This is a genomic window from Kribbella sp. NPDC054772 (assembly GCF_053611945.1).
Genome location: NZ_JBSHBJ010000002.1, coordinates 522,764 through 540,330, shown reverse-complemented (window position 1 = coordinate 540,330; position 17,567 = coordinate 522,764). Strand labels below are relative to the sequence as shown.

Here is a 17,567-nt window from a genome sequence, read left to right as displayed (position 1 = left end):
CACCTCCTCTCCTTCCATGGTCTGTCCATCGCGCCGAGCGATCCTGGTCCGAAGGTCCCGGGTCGTCGGGACAGTGGCCCCTGGCTGGTTTCCCGCGTGGTCGGGAGGCTGGGAGTGAGGTTGGGGAGGCGACATGAGTACATCGAGTGTTCTGGTCGCGTACGGCACCAAGAACGGGTCGACGGCAGGGATCGCCGACATGATCGTCACCGCACTGCAGGCGGACGGTCTGACCGCGGAGGCTCTTCCGGCCGCGGACGTGTCTTCGATCGAGGGGTACGACGCCGTCGTACTGGGCGGCGCCCTCTACGCGGGGCGGTGGAATCGTGATGCGCGCACGTTCGCGCGCCGTCACGCCGACGCTTTGCGGAACCGTCCGGTCTGGCTGTTCAGCAGCGGGCCGCTGGACGATTCTGCTGACCGGCGTGAGATCCGGCCCGTGTCGCAGGTCGCGAAGCTGTCCGATCGCCTCGGCGCGGTCGAGCACGTGACGTTCGGCGGGCGGCTCACCGAGGACGCCGCGGGGTTCATGGCGAAGGCGATGGTCCGCGCCGGCAAGGGCGGCGACTTCCGCAACCCGGAGCGCATCGCCGCCTGGTCCCACACCATCGCGACGCATCTCCGGACCGCCGCACCATCCAGGACCGACTGAGCACGGCTGTCACATGACCACGAAACGGGGTGCGGCCAACGGCGCCGGAAACGCCGTCTACGGACTCGGGCTGATCGGCGCTTTGGTGTACTACATCCAACGCGCCGACGGCTTCTGGCCGGTCATCCTCGGCATCCTCAAAGCCGTGGTGTGGCCGGCCTTCGTCACCTACGACCTGCTGAAGTTCCTCGGCGCCTAGATCCAGGAGGGGATCCATGGGTAAGCCAGACAAGGACGTGGTGGACGTACTGCGCGGGGTGACGGACGGTGCCAGAGCCGGGACTGTCTTCGGTACTCCGGTCAGTCACGACGGTTTCACGCTGCTGCCGGTCGCGCGTGTCACCGGCGGCGGGGGAGCAGGTCGCGGCGAAGGCATCACCGGACCGGGCAGCGACGGATCCGGATCCGGCGGCGGCTTCGGACTGTCCGCCAGGCCGGTCGGTGTCTACGTGATCAGCGACCGCGAAGTCACCTGGTCACCCGCGGTCGACGTCACCAAGGTCATCCTCGGCGGCCAACTGGTCGGCCTCGTCGCCCTACTGACCCTGCGAACCCTGTTCAAACTCCTCCGCAACCGCCGAGCCAAACAAACAGCTCCGGCCGAAGAGCCGCAACCTACGATGGGCGAGTGAAGCTCGCCTGGGGTCTGCTCGCCGCGTGGGTCGTCCATGATCTCGAGGAACTCGCCACGATGCCGGCGTTCTCGCAGTCCGGCGACCTGCCGCGACCGTTGGCGAAGGTGTTGCCGATGTCGCGGGCCGAGGCGGCCACGGCGATCGGGATCACCGGGGTAGCGATGGCCGCCGCCTCCGCAGCGGGGGCGGCGACCGGTGGGCGGAGCAAGTTCTTCCAGGCGTCGTTGATGGGGTTCGGCTGGCATGCCGGCACGCATATCGCGCAGTCCGTCGCGTTGCGGCGCTACACACCGGGCCTCGTCACCACGCCACTCGTCGTCATCCCGTTCAGTGTCTGGGCCTGGCGGCGGTTGAAGAACGACGGCGTACCGATCGCGCCTGCCGACCGCCGCCTGAACCTGGCTCTCGCGGCCGTGGTGCCGCTGGCACACGGGATCGCGCGCCTACCTCGGGTCAGTCGAAGACTTCGCACGGCACGCCCGCGAGCGTGAACAGGACCCGACCAGGTACGTCGGCAACTCGCCCGATCAGCGCGCCGGTCGGACGTCGAGGCCGGCGGGTCGTGCTGCCGTCTGGTGAGATCCGTGTCCGTCGGAGCCGTGGTGGGGCCATACGATGAAGGGGTGAGCGAGATCATCGAGCTGGCGCGCCGGGCCCGTGAGGCGTCGTACTCCCTGGCTGACGCGTCCCGGGCGACCAAGGACGCCGCGCTGCACGCCATGGCGGCTGCGCTGCGGGAGCACACGGACGCGATCGTCGCGGCCAACGCCAAGGATGTCGCGGCCGCGCGCGAAGCCGGTACGCCGGAGTCCACGGTCGACCGGCTGGCGCTGAACCCGGCGCGCGTCGACGGGATGGCGGCCGGGCTCGAGCAGCTCGCGGGGCTGACCGACCCGGTCGGTGAGGTGACCCGCGGCTACACGTTGCCGAACGGTCTCGAGCTCCGTCAGGTCCGGGTCCCGTTCGGTGTGGTCGGGATCATCTACGAGGCGCGCCCGAACGTGACCGCCGACGCCGCCGGCATCTGCCTGAAGTCCGGCAACGCCGTGCTGCTCCGCGGTTCCTCGTCCGCGAAGTCGTCCAACGAGGCGATCATCGCCGTACTGCGGGACGCCGCCGAGTCGGCCGGACTGCCCGCGGACGTCGTCCAGGGCGTGCCGACGGATCGCGCCGCGGTGAAGGAGCTGATGCAGGCGCGCGGGCTGGTCGACGTACTGATCCCGCGCGGTGGCGCCGGTCTGATCCAGACGGTGGTGGGGGAGTCTTCGGTCCCGGTGATCGAGACCGGGGTCGGCAACTGCCACGTGTACGTCGATGCGGACGCGGACCTCGAGCTCGCCCTGCGGATCCTGCTGAACGCGAAGACCCAGCGCCCGAGTGTGTGCAACGCGGCGGAGTCGCTGCTCGTGCATGCTTCGGTCGCCGACGAGTTCCTGGCGCAGGCGCTGCCGGCTCTGACCGAGGCCGGCGTGACCGTGCACGGCGATCCGGCAGTGGTTGCTGCTGGCAAGGATGTTGTTGCTGCCACCGACGAGGACTTCGGGACCGAGTACAACTCGCTCGATCTCTCCGCGGCCGTGGTCGACTCGCTCGAAGCGGCGGTGCAGCACATCCGCCGGTACAGCTCTGGGCACACCGAGGCGATCATCACCCGCGCCCAGTCCGCGGCGCGTCGCTTCACGCAGGCGGTCGACTCGGCAGCGGTCGTGGTGAACGCCAGCACCCGCTTCACCGACGGCGGCGAGTTCGGCTTCGGCGCCGAGATCGGGATCTCCACTCAGAAACTCCACGCCCGCGGGCCGATGGGGCTGCCCGAGATGACCTCGACGAAGTACATCGTGACCGGTGAGGGTCAGCTCCGAAGCTGATTGTTCAGGCGAGTAGTTCGGTGATGCTGGGCGTGCGGATAGTGGGTTGTGCGCGCGAGATGATGGCGAGAGCCGCGCGGTGATCAGCGCCGACCTCGAGGTCTATTACGTGCATCCCGGGCGGGACGGCCGCGCGTAGGTCGCCGCGCAGACCTTCCCCGGTTGCCTTCAGCACAGCCTCTTTCCGCGTCCAGTACGTCGTGAACGCCCGCGCCTTGGCGATTCCGTCGTACCCATTGAGTTCCTGGGCCTCCGCGGGGGCCAAGGCGATCCTGGCTACTGCGTCGACGTCGATTGTCGAGTCGATCTGCTCCACGTCGAGCCCAACCGGCTGCTCTGCGAACGCGACTCCGACGAGGTCGCCTGAGTGCGTCACCGAGAGCTCGGCTCCTGGGGTCCGTACCTTTCCGTGGGGCTTGGCGCACTCGGGGCAGGTCCGGTCCAGCTCGATCTTTGCTGCTGGCAACGAAAGTCGCGCGGCGAGGACTCGTCGTACGATCGTCACGCCCAGCAGGAACCTGGCCTTGTCCACGTCTCGTAGGTACGCGTCCAGGCGCCCGCGCTCGACGTCATTCAGATCCGCGATGAAGTCCTGCCGGGCGAGGCCGACCTCGGCCCACCAGACTTCAACTTCTGGTGCCGCACCGTCGCCGGCCCGGTTGGTCACACCGGCCCCGGCGTCCAGGTCAGCCTGCCCGACCGCAGGTCGTGGAGTACCCCGTCGATCCACTTGGCCTCGGCGACCGCCACCGCGACCTGGTACTCCGTCTCCAGCAGCGCGAACCGCGGTATCGGCTCGCCGTCGACCTGGGTCCTGAGCTCCAGGTGCAGTTCGGCGATCCGTTTCGTCAGCAGCTCACGCCGCTGGACCAGTAGCTCACCCGCCACGTTCGGCGTCACCAGCATCACGAACGACAGCGCCGCCGGGAACTCCGGGAACTCGTTCCGCGGTGTCGTGATGATCTCCGCCAGCCACTCCCGGCAGGTCCGCCGGCCCTCGTCGGTCAGGTGGTACACGGTGCGCTCCGGGTAACGCTCGTCGCGCTCCGTCGCGCCGACCGCGATCAGGCCGGCCTCCTCGAGCCGCACGATCATCCGGTACAGGCTCGTCCGCTGCCCGACGTTGACGACCTGGTCCTTGCCCCACTGCTTGATCAACCGCTGGATCCCGTACGGATGCAGCGGCCCGTTCTCCAGGAGGCCGAGGATCGCCAGGGCGAGGGGGGAGCGTCGAAAGGTCACACGCTCAGAATAGCGGTACAAAGAAACTAGTTGCAATGTAACTAGGTCGCGTGTAACTATCGAGTCATGAGAACAGCAGAACTGACCCAGGACACAGTCACCTCCCGGGATGGCACTGAGATCGGCTACTACAAAACCGGGCACGGACCGGCCGTCGTCGTACTGCACGGCAGCATGGAGTCCGCCCGCAGTCACACGCTCCTCGCTGAGGCGTTGGGCGATGAGTTCACGGTCTACCTCCCGGACCGCCGCGGTCGCGGCCTCTCCGGCCCGCAACGACCGGACCACGGCGTCCACACCGAGCTGGAGGATCTGGAGGCCGTCCTCACCGCGGCCGGTGCCGACCGTGCGTTCGGCGTGAGTGCCGGGGGAGCGGTGGTCCTGGAGGCTGCCCGGGTGCTCCCCGGGCTCGAGCAGATCGCCCTCTACGAGCCCGCGATCGTCGCCGACGGGGCGCCGCACCGTGAGTGGCTGGCCCGCTTCGACCAGGAGATCGCCCGCGGTGACGTCGCCGGCGCGATGGTCACGAGCATGTTCGGCTTCGAGATGGCGCCGGCGTTCCTCAAGGTGATGCCGCGCGGCCTGCTCCGCTGGATGACCGAGAAGATGATGGCGAAGGAGGAGCGTCAGGCCGGCGAAGACGCGATCACGATGCGCCAGCTGGCTCCGACGATCCATGCCGAAGGCACCATTGTCGCCGAGTTGGCCGGCACCTTCGACAACTTCCGCACCGTCGACGCCGACGTCCTGCTGCTCGGCGGCACCAAGGGCCTGCACGGTCTCGAGCCGGGCCGCGCCACGCTGGAGAAGGTGCTCCCGCACTGCCGCCGGATCGAGTTCGACGGCTTCGACCACGGCTCGTCCTCGGACCCGGGCGGCGTCAACCCGACCGGCAAACCCGAAGCAGTACGCCGCATCGCGGCCGAAGTGAAGGCCTTCTTCACGAAGCAGTCGTGAGCGCCCAGTCGACCGCATCCGCGATGTCGGTCACCGGATACCGCACGGCTCGCACCACACGATCGGCGCCGATCACCAGCACCACCCGCTTCAACCGCTCGTACCCACCGGCCCGGAAGGTCGGCAACCGCAGGGCCGCCGCCAGTTCCAGGTCGAGGTCGGACAGCAGCAGGTGTGGGATGTCCTCCGCCTTCGCGAACGCCTGCTGCTCGTCGGTCCGCTGCGTGCTGACCCCACGCACCGCGACATCCCGCTCGGCGAACTCGGACAGTCGTCCGGCGAACAGCCGGTTCTCCAGCGTGCACCCAGTGGTCCCCGCGATCTCGTCCCATCCCGCGGGCAGTGGCGTCGGCCGCCCCGTCGCCGGATACCCGAACAGGACGGTCGCGCGGGCATCCGCGTCCACCACGTCAACCGTCGTACCCGCGGTCGACGGCAGAGCGACGTACGGGACCCGCTGACCCGCCAGGTCGTGGAGGCGGTGCGCCGGCGGCTCGTCAGCGGCGTTCGTCCCGGTCAGTGAGCCGTCGCCGAGCAGCCAGCGATCGCCCCAGTCCTGGAGCGCGACGAGGACCGGCAGGAGGGCTCGCCCGCGCGGCGTCAGCTCGTACGCGTACCGAGTCGGCCGTTCCTGGTACGCCGACCGCTCGACGATCCCGCTGTCCAGCAGGCCGGTCAGCCGCTCGGTCAGGACCTTCCGCGAGATCTGCAGCGACCCCGCCAGCTCGTCGAACCGTGAGACCCCGCGGGCCAGATCGCGGACGATCAGCAGTTCCCAGCCGTCGCCGACCACCGCGAGAGACTGCGCGATCGCACAGTCCGGCTCGGGGGAGAATCTGCTCCGCCGCACGTCCGCGCTCCTTCGAATCCGGTTGCCACCACGCTTAGGGCGTGTCTCCCACTCCCCCGCCTACTGCGCGGCACTCGGCACGGCACCTCGCCGCACGTGAGCAAAGGCCACGATGCTCCGCATCGAGACCTTCGCTCCCGCGCACCGAGCTACCGCACCGAGCACCTGCTCGCTACGGCGCGGGAGTGGGAGATACGCCCTGGCTGGCCCAGTAAGTTCCCAACAGGAACTCACTCTACCGGAGGACCGACATGTACTGGCGCCGGATCGCGGAACTGCCCACCTGGCTGAAGGCCGTGATGGTCGGCCAGCTGGTCAACGGTGCCGGTGCGCTCGCGTGGGTCTACCTGACGCTGTACCTCGTCGAGGACCGCGGGATGTCGGCGCAGCAGGCGGGCTTCGCGGCGGCGGCGTACGGCATCGGGCTGCTTGGTGGCAACCTCGGCGGCGGCTGGTTCGGCGACCGCTTCGGCCTGCGTACGGCGGCGGTGGCCAGCCAACTGCTCTGGGCGGTCTCGTGCATGGCGATGCCGTTCGTGCCCGGACCGGCGATCGCTGTCGTCGCCGCGCTGGCCGGCTTGTTCGGCGGAGCGGGGCGGCCCAATCTCAGCGCCCTCGTCACCAGTTCCCTCCCGCCCGAACGGCGCCGCGAGGGCATCGCGCTGTCCCGTACTGCGACCAACGCGGGCTTCACGATCGGCCCGCCGCTCGGTGGACTGCTCGCGGCCTACGACTTCTCGCTGGTCTTCGCCGCCGACGCGATCACCAGCCTGGTGATGGCCGCGATCGTCTGGCGGTGGGTCCCGAGCGCCCGCCGTACGCCGACCGCCTCGACGACCGGCCTGTGGAAAGCGGTCCTCAGTGATCGCCCGGTCCTGATGGTGCTGGCGACGATCATCGTGGTCGACACCGTGTACCGGCAGATCTTCGCGACCCTGCCGCTCCTACTGCGCGATGCGGGCACGCCGGCCGTCGCGTACGGCGTACTGCTCGGGGCCAGCTCCGTCGTCATCGTCCTGTTCGAGGCGCCGCTCGCCGTACGCCTCGGCGGGCACCGCGCGACCCGCGTGATCGCGACCGGTTTCGCCCTGATCGGCGTGGGACTCGCGATTGTCGGGGTCTGGCCCGCGCTTGCCGGGGCTGCGCTGGCGATCGTCGTGATGACGGCGGGCGAGATGCTGTACAAACCGACCGCGACCGCCCACGTCGCCGACGCCGCGCCCGCGGGCATGGTCGGGCGCTACTCCAGCCTGTACGCCGCCGCGTCGATCAGCGGCATGTTCCTCGCACCGGCGATCGGCGGTACGACGTACCAGCACGCCCCCCGCCTGCTCTATCCCGTCGCCGCTGCCCTCGCGCTCGCCGCGGGCGTCGTACTGCTCCTTACTCGGGCAGCGGCGCGGGACGGCCTTCCCAGCGAGTCGACAGCACAACCGTCGTCCGCGTCCTGACCACGCCGTTCACCCGGCGCAGCGAGCCGACGACCGCCTCGAGCTGCGTCACGTCGGCGACCCGGACCTTCACCACCAGTTCCTGGTCGCCGGCCACGAACCAGCAGTCCTCGACCGCCTCGATCTCGCGGACCTGCTCGACGATGTCGTCGGTCTCCACGTCGTCGCGCTGGAAGAGCCCGATCAGCGCGCTGGTCCCGAGTCCGACCTGGTCCGGCGCGACCACCGCGCGGTACCCGAGGACAACGCCGCGCTCCTCGAGCCGGCGCACCCGCTCCTGGACGCTCGGGCCGGACAGGCCGACCTCCCGGCCGAGCTCGGCCCAGCTGGAGCGGCCGTTCAGCCGGAGCGCTTCGATCAGCTGCCGATCGATTGCGTCCATGACTCCTCCTGTTCACCACAGATTCTAAGGCTGGGAATGCGTTCAGCCTTTAATTCGTTTGTGAGAGCGTAGTTGATCTCGTACAATTTGAGGTACCGGGGACAGTCCACCCCGGCTCCGCCGTACCAACCCAGTGAAGGAATCATGATCACCCCCGACGTTGCCCGTGCCCACATCGACGAGCGGCACCGAGTCGCGGCCAAGGCCCGCCGCGCCCACGCCGTACCGTCCACCTGGCGCCGGCTGCTGACCCGTCACGTCCGCCACAGCTGACCTCCCCTTCCGCGACCGGTGTCCCTCGGTGAGTGTCCCGAGGCCACCGGTCGCTGTCGTCGGAGGCAGTACGAGATAGGCTCTGCACCATGTTCTCGATCCTCGTGCCGCAGGTGGCGGCCATCACCGAAGCCACGGTCGAGGCTTCGCACATCTCCAAGTGGTGGTACGGCGGGTTCGCCCTGTTCGTGCTCGTCCTGCTGCTGCTCGTCACCGTCATCATGGGCAAGGGCCGGCCGCACAGCTGAGCGGCGCGATGGGCATGACTGCTGTGGAGCGGGTACGACGGATCGGTGTGATGGGCGGAACGTTCGACCCGATCCATCACGGTCACCTGGTCGCTGCCAGCGAGGTGCAGTCGTACTTCGACCTCGACGAGGTGATCTTCGTCCCGACCGGCCAGCCGTGGCAGAAGTCGGAACGGAACGTCTCCCCGGCCGAGGACCGGTACCTGATGACCGTGATCGCGACCGCGTCCAACCCGCGGTTCTCGGTCAGCCGAGTGGACATCGACCGGCCAGGTCCGACGTACACCATCGACACCTTGCGCGACCTGTCCAAGCTGTACCCGGACGCCGAACTGTTCTTCATCACCGGTGCCGACGCGCTCGCCCAGATCCTCACCTGGCGGGACGTGGACGAGATGTTCAAGCTCGCCCAGTTCGTCGGCTGCACCAGGCCGGGGACCGAACAGCTCGAACTGCCGCTGGACCAGCTGCCGATGGACCGGATCACGCTGCTCGAGGTGCCGGCGCTGGCGATCTCGTCCACCGAATGCCGGGCCCGGGTCGCCAAGGGCAACCCGACCTGGTACCTGGTGCCCGACGGCATCGTCCAGTACATCGCCAAGCGTGAGCTCTACACCAACCGTTAGGACGTTTTATGCCCGCCAGTGAACGCGCTATCGAGCTGCTGACCGCGGCCGCGGAAGCGGCACACGACAAGAAGGCCGAGAACGTCCTCGCGTTCGACGTGTCCGAGCAGCTCGCCATCACCGACGCGTTCCTGGTCGCGTCCGCCTCCAACGACCGCCAGGTGCGCGCGATCGTGGACGCGATCGAGGACAAGCTCCGGGAAGACTTCGACGCCAAGCCGGTGCGCCGCGAAGGCGCCCGGGAAGGCCGCTGGGTGCTGCTCGACTACCTCGAGATCGTCATCCACGTCCAGCACGACGAGGAGCGCGCGTTCTACTCCCTCGAGCGCCTGTGGCGCGACTGCCCTGTGATCCCGCTGCCGTCGGCCGGCCCGTCCGCCGTCCCGTCTAGTGTCCCGTCTGCTGGCTCTGACGGTGCCGGCTCGGATGCTGCGGGCTCGGACGCTGTCGGCTCGGCTTCGGGCCCCGCTTCGGCGTCTGCTGAATGACCGCGGGCCGGTTGATCGTCTGGCGGCACGGCCGGACGGAGTGGAACCTGCAGGACAAGATCCAGGGCCAGGCGGACATCCCGCTCGACCCGGTCGGCGTAGGCCAGGCCCGCGCCGCCGCGGCCCGGCTCGCCTCCCTCGCGCCGACCCGACTCTTCGCGAGCGACCTCCAGCGCGCCGCCTCCACCGCCGGTGAACTCGCCGCGCTGACCGGCCTCAAAATCGAGTACGACGAGGCACTCCGCGAGATCGACGTCGACGACTGGGCTGGCCTCACCATGTCCGAACTCGCCGCGATCAACCCCGAGGCAGCCGCCCGGATCCGGAGCGGTGAACCCCAACGACGCGGTACCAACGGCGAAACCGTCGAAGAAGTCGCCTCCCGCTTCTCGAAGGCGCTGGAGCGCATCTCCGAACAGGGCTTGCCCGAAGACACCACCGTCGTCGCCACCCACGGCCTCGCCGCCCGCGTCGGCATCTGCCTCTTCCTCGGCATCCCCAAGCCCCACTGGCCCGCCTTCGGCGGCCTCTCCAACTGCAACTGGGTCTCTCTTCTCCCCGGCCGCCACGGCTGGCGCATCGAAGAATGGAACGCCGGTTCCCTCCCCGAACCAGTAATGAGCGACGACCCCCAACGCTGACCCACCCCGAGCCTCCCAACCCCTCCGCGACCCAAACGACACCGCTGCGCGGTGGCGGTTCCTGGCGACAGGCTGTGGTGACTGGAGACAGGCAATAGCCTGTGCCCAGTCACCATTTCCTGTCCTCAGCCCCCACCATCGGCAGCCCTCCGGACCGCCGGTTACACGTGGTGCGGACCACATCAGCCCCACGAGGGAACCGATTTTTCTTTGCAGGCACTCATCCGCTAAGCTTTCCGAGTCCGCAAGACACCGCGGGGCTTTGGCGCAGTTGGTAGCGCGCTTCCATGGCATGGAAGAGGTCAGGGGTTCGAATCCCCTAAGCTCCACCGCAGGTCAGAGGCCGGTTTCCCACTCGGGAGACCGGCCTTTCGCGTGACCCGGGAGGCTAAGTCTCCGTGAGCTGTAGGTCAGAGAAGATCTCGTCCATCGCTTCGGTCATTTCGGGCAGCACTGGCCGCAAGTCGTGCCGGTACGCCGCCCTCAGTCAGCCTGGTGGAGTGTTCGTGACCGTCTACTCGTCCCAACCGGTGAGGATGCGAATCTCCCAGTTGTGGCCTGGATCAGCGCGCTGGGCGATGTGACTCGGTGGCATGTTGGCGAGTGCAGCTATGGAGCTGTTCCGCTCGACTGCCGAACGCGCACGCCTAGGGTGGGTGCGTGACTGATCTGGGGATTGGTGGTTGGCCGCCGGCGGTGGTTCGGACAGGGCGGTTGTTGTTGCGTGAGAGTGAGGCGGGGGATCGGGCGGGGTTTGTTGACTTGCTTTCGTCTGGGGAGGTGCGGCGGTATTTGGGTGGGGCGCGGTCGCGGGCGGAGGTTGAGGAGGTTGTGCCGGAGGTGCCGGGGCGGCGGGTGGGGGTGTTTGTGGTTGAGGGTGAGGGGCGGTTTGTCGGTGTTGTGAGCTTCGGTCGGCGCGAGCTGAGCAGGCCGGGGCATGTGCGGGCGGAGGGTGGGGAGATTGAGGTGAGTTACACCTTTCTGCCGGAGTTTTGGGGGCGTGGATATGCGACCGAGGCCGTGGGAGCTGCGCTTCGGTGGGTGGCGGACGTGTTGCCTGGGGATCCCGTCGTGCTCTGTACTCAGGCCGCTAACGAACGGTCGGTTCGGCTGGCGGCTCGGCTGGGATTCGTCGAGGTTCAGCGGTTCACGGAGTTTGAGGCAGAGCAGTGGTTCGGCGTGCTGACGGGTGAAGCAACGCGCGGCCAGGATGGTGAAACGGCTTCTACGTAAGGGAAGCAGAGCTGCTTTGGCCTCGGGCCGGCGTTGGTGGTCGGTGGAAAATGGCGGGCGGGGTGGGGGTGGGGGTGTCAGGATGCTGGGATGGTTGTTCGTGGGTTGAGTTTTGGGGCGGTGGCGGAGGCTTATGAGCGGTTTCGGCCGGGGTATCCGGTGGAGCTGCTCGAGTTGGTGACGTCGTACGCCGGGGCGCCGGTTCGGACCGCACTGGAGATCGGTGCGGGGACGGGTAAGGCGACGCGGTTGTTCGCGCAGGGTGGGATCGCGGTGACGGCGACCGAACCGGATGCGGCGATGCTCGCGGTGATGCGGAAGCATGTGCCGGCGGATGTGACGACCGTGCAGGCCGCGTTCGAGGATCTGCCGCTCGATTCGTCGTACGACCTGGTGTATTCGGCTGCTGCGCTGCATTGGACCGACCCCGAAGGTCGGTGGGACCGGATGGCTCGGCTGGTCCGGCCGGGTGGGGTGTTCGCGTCGTGCGGTGTGCCGACGCAGTTAGCTGACCCTGACCTCAGAGAGGCAGCGCGCGAGGCGCGGGCGCCGTACCTGGAGGACGATGGCGTGCCGTCGCCGGACGGCACGCGTGCGGATCGGCCGATGCAGTGGCCTGGGACGGAGCTTCAGCAGTCCGAATGGTTCGGCGATGTTCGGCAGTCGGTGATCGATCGGCGGCTGACGATGAGCGCTCGCGATTACATCGGGCAGCTCTCGACGATCTCGGCGTACGTGATGCTCGCGCCCGCGGATCGGGACGAGGTGTTCCGCCGCACTCTCGAGGTCCTTCCTGAGACCGTCGAGGTCGACGCCGAGATCACGGCGCACCTCGCCCGCCGTCGCGATTAGCGCGGCGGAGGCTCGTTGTGAGGGTGGAAATCATCACGCCGGCGGCGACGAGGTGTAGTGCGAGCAGAGCTGCGATGGTGGCGACCTCAGCCCCGGAGACGAGGGGCGGGACCAGCGAGATCGTGGTCAGGGCGACTGTCGTCCACACGAAGGGTACGGCGGGACGCGCGCTCCAGCGGAGGAGCGCGACGGCAAGGAGTACGCCGATGAGCGAGAAGAAGCCCGTCACCACGGCAAACCCGGCCAATGGGATGGTTTCGCCGCCGTCGGGGATCTGGAAGTCGGCCCCGACGGCCTGAGCAAGCGCAGCGCCGAGCGTGACGGTCAGCATCGTCGCGAGCGTGGCGATGACGCCGGTGACGACGAGCCCACGGACCGGGTGGGCGGTGCGTCCGACGACCCCCACGGTGCTCCCGGTCATTCGACACCTGCCGCGAGGCGCGCCGGGAGGCCGAGTCGTGGGAACTGGTCCGCGTGGAAGGTGACGATCTCCGTGATCGCCCCGCCGGTGATGCGCAGTACGTCGAGCGTGAGCGGCAAGTACGCGCCCTCGGGCTCCTGCCAGAGGTAGAACGCGACGGCGGGCTGCCGGTTCACCGACGTGGGTACGCCGCGTAGGCCCTTCATCTCCTCGAAGCCGCTCTCGCGCCAGTCGCTCACGACGGCGTCGCGGCCGACGTACAGGCCAGGTGTGGGCGGCATCGAGCAGCGGACGTCGTCGCGCAGCATCGTGGCGAGTACGTCGATGTTCGTGGCCACGCTGGCTTCGGTGAAGCGGCGTACCAGCTCGCGGGTGCTGGTGTCCTCGTTGCCTCCGGTCCAGTCCTGCCGCTCGGCGGGCAGGTGCTCCCGCAGGCCGGCGCGGGCTCGCTGCAGTGCGCTGTTCACGGAGTTGACGGAGTCGCCTAGGAGTTCGGCTACGTCCTTCGCCGGCCAGCCGAGTACGTCGCGCAGGATGAGGACGGCGCGCGGCCGCGGCGCGAGGTGCTGTACCGCGACCAGGTACGCCAGCTCGATCGTCTCCCGCGCGAGGGCGACGGTCTCCGGCTCGTCCGCGTGGTCCGCGGGCAGCTCGTCGAGCAGCCGGTCCGGGTAGGGCTGCAGCCACGGCACCTCGCCGTCGGTCGCGGGCTCCGGGCGGCGCGCGGCGAGCAGGTCCAGGCAGGCGTTGGTGGCGATCCGGTACAGCCAGGCGCGGAACGTCGACCGGCCCGCGAACGTCTCCCGTCGCCGCCAGGCGCGCAGGAAAGTCTCCTGCACGGTGTCCTCGGCGTCCTGGAACGACCCGAGCATCCGGTAGCAGTGCACGTGCAGCTCCCGCCGGTGCCGCTCCGCCAGCCCCGAGAACGCCGCCTCGTCAACCTCGCCGAGGCCGCCCGCGCCCAAACCGTCGAGACCGTCCCCGCCCAGGGCGCCGTCGCCCAGACTGTTCACGCTGTGCTCCTCCAGCCGCGTGTCCGTAACCATAACCTCGTCCTTCCGTCCGATCATGTGCCGTTGGAGGTATGACGGGTACGGGCGCGAGAACTCATCACCAGCCCTGTCGGATTCCGGGCGAAGCGTTCGTAGCAGGGGTGGACGGTGGCCCGAGGACGGCTTCCGGGACAAGGAGCGACGCGATGCCGAAGTACCTGATCTCGTTCGAGAACGGTTCGATGAACCACCTCACCGAGGAGGACTGGCCGGTGGTGGGCCGCGAGTCCCATGCGGTGGTCCAGGAGGCGAAGGACGCCGGCGTGTACGTGTTCGCCGGCGGGCTGGACTACGGGGACGACGTCGGGCACGCCGTGGTGGCGAGCGACGGGATGGTCATCGACGGTCCGTACCCGGAGAGCAAGGAGCTCATCGGCGGCTTCATGATCGTCGACGTACCGACCCGGGCGGCGGCGCTGGAGTGGGCGGCGAAGAACGCGGTCGCCTGCCGGTGCGCGCAGGACGTCCGCGAGTTCCTGGACGATCCGGGGCAAGCCGATTGAGCGACGCCCCATTCACGGCCCGACTGAGCGACGTGTCGTTCACGGGGTGGTGAGCGCGTCCGTCAGGTGGTGGATCGCGGACAGGCTGGCGGTTGTCTCCGGGGTCAGGCCGTGGCGTTCGGTGATGCTCTCGGGCGAGTAGTACGCGAGGCGCGTCGTACCGTCGTCGTCCCAGATCAGCACCTTCAGCGGCAAGTCGAGCGCAGCCAGCGGAGCGGCCGCCATCACCGGCGTACCCGCCGCTGGGTTCCCGAAGATCACGAGCACCGTGTCGCGGAGAGTGAGCCCGGCGGCTCGTGCAGCCTCCGCGTGGTCGTTCACCGCGAACACGTGGACGTTCCGGGCCTCGAGGATCGCGCGGAATCGAGCGGTCACCTCGGCGACTGTTCCGGGTGCCGTCTTGCTGATGGCCGTCACGGTGTCGATGGTACGGCGGACGCGGCGCCGGACGACCGCTGTTCGGGAGGGCACGGCGTGCGTACCGTGGTCTGGGTGTAATCGAGGAGGAACGATGACCGACGAACCCTTCGAGACGTCCGAGGACGTTCATCGAGACCGGCGGGAGCACGGCGGTGCGCCGACGAGCCCGAACGACGACGAACTGGCTCGCCGTACCGAGCAGGAACGGGTCGAGGCGGGGATCGACGCCTACGACCCGGACGACGTACCTCCGGCGACCGACGACCCGGTCCCGACCGACGTCCGCGACACCGAGGAGTACCAGGAAGCCGAGGCCGAACTCCGCCACGAGGAGTCCGAAGGCGAGATCTACCCCTTGACCGACCGCCACCCCTTCCCGCCCTCCCACTACGACCGTTCGTAGCGCCAACCAGAGACTACGGACAGTCGCGGGGGGCGGGGGGCGACGAGACTCCCAACCTGATTGATGTTCGGTTGGGAGCAGACGTCGCGGGCAAGGGCGTGCTCGCTAGGTGACGGGGGCCTTTCGGGTGAACGTCAGGTGGGTGATGCCGGTGGGGGTGGAGATGGGCTCGATGTCGTAGTGGGACTCGAGGCCTTCGAGGCCGTCCCAGAGGCGGACGCCGCGGCCGAGGAGGATGGGGACCTGGGCGACGTGCAGGTAGTCGACCAGGCCCTCGGCGAGGAACTCGCGGATCAGGGTCGCGCCGCCGCCGAGCCGGATGTCGGCGCCGTCGGCGGCCTTGCGGGCCTCGACGAGAGCATCGGCCGGGGTCGCGTCGAGGAAGTGGAACGTCGTTCCACCCTCCATCTCGATCGACGGGCGCGGGCGGTGGGTGAGGACGAAGACGGGGGAGTGGTAGACCGGGTTCGGACCCCACCAGCCCTTCCAGTCGGGGTCGTCCTGCCAGCCGGGCGGGCCGAACTTGCCGGCACCCATGATCTCGGCCCCGAACCCCCGGTCGTGCTGCTCGGCGAACGCGTTGTCGACGCCGAGCGTGCCGCCCGGCCGGTCGTCCGCCGCGTGGAAGTACCGCGTGCCGACGTACCACTCGTGCAGGCGTTCGCCGGCGTGGCCGAACGGGGCCTCGAGGGACAGGCCCTCGCCGGTACCGAAACCGTCGAGCGAGATCGCGAAGTTGTGAACACGGACCTGGGACATCGAAATGCTCCTTCGAACCGGAGTTGCTGTCGCGAGGAGGTCGGAGCCGCTACCGCCATCTTGACATCGGATCGGCGAAGAACCTTTTTGCCGCCGGTTCAGTGTCGAAATGAGTCTCATTACCGTGGCCCCCGGGCGGGGCAGGGTGTCCGGCTCGACGAAGGAGGACGCTGAGGATGAACCGACCCGGCAACGGTGCGCACATCAACAGGAGATCGGTCCTGACCGGCATGGCGGGGGTCGCGGGCGCGGCGGCGCTACCCGCGGGAACGGCGTACGCCGAAAGCCGCCGCTACCCCGAACCCTGGCCCGAGGGGCAGCCGTACGGCGTGGCGGACACCCGGCTCGATCTCTGGCCGCGGGACGACAACTCCTTCGTCCTCCCGCTCGAGCTGCGCCCCCGCGACGAGGAACTCGGCCGCGTGTGGATGCGCGACACCTACGTCAATTGCTTCGTCGTCGACGGCCAGCCCTTGTACGTCGCGACCGGTACGACGCGCGCGCCCGGACTGACCGCAGCGGGCCCGTGGAACGACGGCGTCTTCGTCTGGACCGCACACTCGCTGCGCGGCCCGTGGCGGCTCGCCGACACCACCGGGATCCGCGACGCCGAGATGGGCAAGGTCTGGTCACCCGAGTTCGCCGACGAGAACGCGCCGGGCCGCACCGTGGTCGCGCCCTGGCAGGAGTACTGGGACGACCACGGCCAGTTCGGCAAGCGCGGGAACGTCTGGGCGCCGGAGATCCACTACTTCCGTGGCACCTGGTACATCGTCGCCTGTATGGGCGACCACTCGCAGAAGGTCGGCTCGTTCCTGCTGATCAGCGAAGGCGGCGTCGAAGGTCCGTACCGGGTTGCTGAGGGCAACTACGACAAGCCGTTCGGCGACTCGTTCATCGGCGGCCCGGCGTTCATCAAGCCGGGCGCTTATCACCACATCGACGGCGGTATGTACTCCGAGGGCGACCAGGCCTGGCTCGTGCTGCACAACAACCTGTACGCGCCGTTCCGCGACGACATGGAAGACATCGTCCCGACCACCAACCTGCCGCTGTTCCAGCAGAGCCCGTACACGCCTGAGCCGTACCTCGAGGGCGCGTACGTCTTCCGGTACGGCGGGAAGTACTACCTCATGCACGCCGCATGGGACCGCGCCTCGAGCAACCCGGACGGCAGTGCGCGCAACGCCTACGACCCGCCCGGCGCGGGACGCACGCAGTACCAGTACGACCTGATCATGGCGGTCTCCGACCATTTCGAAGGCCCGTACTCGGAACGCTGGACCGCCGGTGTCGGTGCCGGACACAACAATGTCTTCCAAGACGTGTCCGGCCAGCTTTGGGCCACGTTCTTCCGCAACCCGGCCTTCGGGTACTGGGCAGATCCGTCCCGCCGCGGAGACGCCGCCGTACCCGGGGTGGTCCGGATGGAGTGGACGGGGCCGGAGAGCAACCGCCTGTACGTGCAGCGCCGGAGGCAAGCGTGAAACTCGTAGCTCTCATCGCTGCGCTGACCCTGGTGAGGGGGGGGGCGCGCGCGCGCCCCCCGCCCCCCCACGACGATCACGCCGTACGGCGTCCTGAACACGGCGACCGGTGTCGAGGCGACCG

General features: G+C 68.8%; 25 protein-coding genes and 1 tRNA gene. 18 read left to right on the top strand and 8 right to left on the bottom strand.

Going from position 1 to position 17,567, the window contains the following annotated elements:
- Nucleotides 1-133: 133 nt before the first annotated feature.
- The 5 genes from ACWGID_RS05400 (at nt 134) to ACWGID_RS05380 (ending at nt 3,155) form a co-directional block, all read left to right on the top strand.
- Nucleotides 134-652: a flavodoxin domain-containing protein gene (locus ACWGID_RS05400; RefSeq protein WP_452194666.1), complete on the top strand. Its 519-nt coding sequence runs from the start codon at nt 134-136 to the stop codon at nt 650-652.
- Between the two features lie 13 nt (nt 653-665).
- The gene (locus ACWGID_RS05395) at nt 666-851 is read left to right on the top strand and encodes a hypothetical protein (RefSeq protein ID WP_452194665.1); all 186 of its coding nucleotides are present in this window, start codon (nt 666-668) and stop codon (nt 849-851) included.
- Between the two features lie 16 nt (nt 852-867).
- On the top strand, nt 868-1,284 hold the full coding sequence (locus tag ACWGID_RS05390) for a spore germination protein GerW family protein (RefSeq protein ID WP_452194663.1): 417 nt from the start codon (nt 868-870) through the stop codon (nt 1,282-1,284).
- Nucleotides 1,281-1,778 (top strand): HXXEE domain-containing protein, encoded by a 498-nt coding sequence (locus tag ACWGID_RS05385; protein WP_452194662.1) that lies wholly within the window; start codon nt 1,281-1,283, stop codon nt 1,776-1,778. The genes ACWGID_RS05390 and ACWGID_RS05385 overlap by 4 nt, the downstream gene beginning before the upstream one ends.
- A gap of 132 nt (nt 1,779-1,910) precedes the next feature.
- Nucleotides 1,911-3,155 (top strand): glutamate-5-semialdehyde dehydrogenase, encoded by a 1,245-nt coding sequence (locus ACWGID_RS05380; RefSeq protein ID WP_452194660.1) that lies wholly within the window; start codon nt 1,911-1,913, stop codon nt 3,153-3,155.
- 4 nt (nt 3,156-3,159) lie between these two features.
- Here ACWGID_RS05380 and ACWGID_RS05375 read toward each other — a convergent pair whose 3' ends face one another.
- Together ACWGID_RS05375 and ACWGID_RS05370 are read right to left on the bottom strand one after the other, a co-directional pair.
- Nucleotides 3,160-3,822 carry a 4'-phosphopantetheinyl transferase family protein gene (locus tag ACWGID_RS05375; RefSeq protein WP_452194658.1) on the bottom strand — a complete coding sequence of 221 codons (663 nt, stop codon included), beginning with the start codon at nt 3,820-3,822 and terminating at the stop codon, nt 3,160-3,162.
- Nucleotides 3,819-4,397: a PadR family transcriptional regulator gene (locus tag ACWGID_RS05370; RefSeq protein ID WP_452194656.1), complete on the bottom strand. Its 579-nt coding sequence runs from the start codon at nt 4,395-4,397 to the stop codon at nt 3,819-3,821. Before ACWGID_RS05370 ends, ACWGID_RS05375 begins: the two co-directional genes overlap by 4 nt.
- Nucleotides 4,398-4,463: 66 nt before the next feature.
- On the opposite strand from ACWGID_RS05370, the gene ACWGID_RS05365 reads away from it, so the two are divergent.
- Nucleotides 4,464-5,354 (top strand): alpha/beta fold hydrolase, encoded by an 891-nt coding sequence (locus ACWGID_RS05365; protein ID WP_452194654.1) that lies wholly within the window; start codon nt 4,464-4,466, stop codon nt 5,352-5,354.
- Here ACWGID_RS05365 and ACWGID_RS05360 read toward each other — a convergent pair.
- Entirely contained in the window at nt 5,338-6,204 is an 867-nt protein-coding gene (locus ACWGID_RS05360) for a winged helix-turn-helix transcriptional regulator (RefSeq protein WP_452194653.1), read from the bottom strand. The genes ACWGID_RS05365 and ACWGID_RS05360 overlap by 17 nt on opposite strands.
- Before the next feature lie 251 nt (nt 6,205-6,455).
- Between ACWGID_RS05360 and ACWGID_RS05355 the strand changes: the two genes are divergently transcribed.
- Complete coding sequence (locus ACWGID_RS05355) at nt 6,456-7,655, top strand: MFS transporter (protein ID WP_452194651.1); 1,200 nt, start codon at nt 6,456-6,458, stop codon at nt 7,653-7,655.
- On the opposite strand, the gene ACWGID_RS05350 is transcribed toward ACWGID_RS05355, so the two are convergent.
- On the bottom strand, nt 7,588-8,037 hold the full coding sequence (locus tag ACWGID_RS05350; protein WP_452194649.1) for an Lrp/AsnC family transcriptional regulator: 450 nt from the start codon (nt 8,035-8,037) through the stop codon (nt 7,588-7,590). The two genes, ACWGID_RS05355 and ACWGID_RS05350, sit on opposite strands and share 68 nt — an antisense overlap.
- A 144-nt stretch (nt 8,038-8,181) precedes the next feature.
- On the opposite strand from ACWGID_RS05350, the gene ACWGID_RS05345 reads away from it, so the two are divergent.
- From ACWGID_RS05345 to ACWGID_RS05310, 8 genes are all read left to right on the top strand, one after another.
- On the top strand, nt 8,182-8,310 hold the full coding sequence (locus tag ACWGID_RS05345) for a hypothetical protein (RefSeq protein ID WP_452194647.1): 129 nt from the start codon (nt 8,182-8,184) through the stop codon (nt 8,308-8,310).
- A gap of 89 nt (nt 8,311-8,399) precedes the next feature.
- On the top strand, nt 8,400-8,558 hold the full coding sequence (locus ACWGID_RS05340) for a hypothetical protein (RefSeq protein WP_452194645.1): 159 nt from the start codon (nt 8,400-8,402) through the stop codon (nt 8,556-8,558).
- A 14-nt stretch (nt 8,559-8,572) separates the two neighbouring features.
- Nucleotides 8,573-9,184: a nicotinate-nucleotide adenylyltransferase gene (gene nadD / locus ACWGID_RS05335; RefSeq protein WP_452194643.1), complete on the top strand. Its 612-nt coding sequence runs from the start codon at nt 8,573-8,575 to the stop codon at nt 9,182-9,184.
- A gap of 8 nt (nt 9,185-9,192) precedes the next feature.
- Nucleotides 9,193-9,672, top strand: coding sequence for a ribosome silencing factor (gene rsfS / locus ACWGID_RS05330; RefSeq protein WP_452194642.1), 480 nt, complete (start codon nt 9,193-9,195; stop codon nt 9,670-9,672).
- Nucleotides 9,669-10,313, top strand: coding sequence for a histidine phosphatase family protein (locus ACWGID_RS05325; RefSeq protein WP_452194640.1), 645 nt, complete (start codon nt 9,669-9,671; stop codon nt 10,311-10,313). Before rsfS ends, ACWGID_RS05325 begins: the two co-directional genes overlap by 4 nt.
- Nucleotides 10,314-10,569: 256 nt before the next feature.
- A tRNA-Ala gene (locus ACWGID_RS05320) sits at nt 10,570-10,642 on the top strand.
- Nucleotides 10,643-10,973: 331 nt separating this feature from the next.
- Nucleotides 10,974-11,546 carry a GNAT family N-acetyltransferase gene (locus tag ACWGID_RS05315; RefSeq protein WP_452194639.1) on the top strand — a complete coding sequence of 191 codons (573 nt, stop codon included), beginning with the start codon at nt 10,974-10,976 and terminating at the stop codon, nt 11,544-11,546.
- 120 nt (nt 11,547-11,666) lie between these two features.
- Entirely contained in the window at nt 11,667-12,398 is a 732-nt protein-coding gene (locus ACWGID_RS05310) for a class I SAM-dependent methyltransferase (protein WP_452194637.1), read from the top strand.
- Here ACWGID_RS05310 and ACWGID_RS05305 read toward each other — a convergent pair.
- Together ACWGID_RS05305 and ACWGID_RS05300 are read right to left on the bottom strand one after the other, a co-directional pair.
- On the bottom strand, nt 12,367-12,819 hold the full coding sequence (locus ACWGID_RS05305; RefSeq protein WP_452194635.1) for a DUF6069 family protein: 453 nt from the start codon (nt 12,817-12,819) through the stop codon (nt 12,367-12,369). The two genes, ACWGID_RS05310 and ACWGID_RS05305, sit on opposite strands and share 32 nt — an antisense overlap.
- On the bottom strand, nt 12,816-13,865 hold the full coding sequence (locus ACWGID_RS05300) for an RNA polymerase subunit sigma-70 (protein ID WP_452194633.1): 1,050 nt from the start codon (nt 13,863-13,865) through the stop codon (nt 12,816-12,818). The genes ACWGID_RS05305 and ACWGID_RS05300 overlap by 4 nt, the downstream gene beginning before the upstream one ends.
- A 152-nt stretch (nt 13,866-14,017) precedes the next feature.
- On the opposite strand from ACWGID_RS05300, the gene ACWGID_RS05295 reads away from it, so the two are divergent.
- Entirely contained in the window at nt 14,018-14,374 is a 357-nt protein-coding gene (locus ACWGID_RS05295; RefSeq protein WP_452194632.1) for a YciI family protein, read from the top strand.
- A gap of 39 nt (nt 14,375-14,413) precedes the next feature.
- Here the strand turns inward: ACWGID_RS05295 and ACWGID_RS05290 are convergent, their stop codons facing one another.
- The gene (locus ACWGID_RS05290) at nt 14,414-14,791 is read right to left on the bottom strand and encodes a DUF302 domain-containing protein (RefSeq protein ID WP_452194630.1); all 378 of its coding nucleotides are present in this window, start codon (nt 14,789-14,791) and stop codon (nt 14,414-14,416) included.
- Between the two features lie 94 nt (nt 14,792-14,885).
- Between ACWGID_RS05290 and ACWGID_RS05285 the strand changes: the two genes are divergently transcribed.
- Nucleotides 14,886-15,197 (top strand): hypothetical protein, encoded by a 312-nt coding sequence (locus tag ACWGID_RS05285; RefSeq protein ID WP_452194628.1) that lies wholly within the window; start codon nt 14,886-14,888, stop codon nt 15,195-15,197.
- Between the two features lie 105 nt (nt 15,198-15,302).
- On the opposite strand, the gene ACWGID_RS05280 is transcribed toward ACWGID_RS05285, so the two are convergent.
- A complete protein-coding gene (locus tag ACWGID_RS05280; protein WP_452194626.1) occupies nt 15,303-15,956 on the bottom strand; it encodes a dihydrofolate reductase family protein in 654 nt (217 codons plus the stop codon).
- A 176-nt stretch (nt 15,957-16,132) separates the two neighbouring features.
- On the opposite strand from ACWGID_RS05280, the gene ACWGID_RS05275 reads away from it, so the two are divergent.
- Nucleotides 16,133-17,443: a family 43 glycosylhydrolase gene (locus tag ACWGID_RS05275; RefSeq protein WP_452194624.1), complete on the top strand. Its 1,311-nt coding sequence runs from the start codon at nt 16,133-16,135 to the stop codon at nt 17,441-17,443.
- The last annotated feature ends 124 nt before the right edge of the window (nt 17,444-17,567 follow it).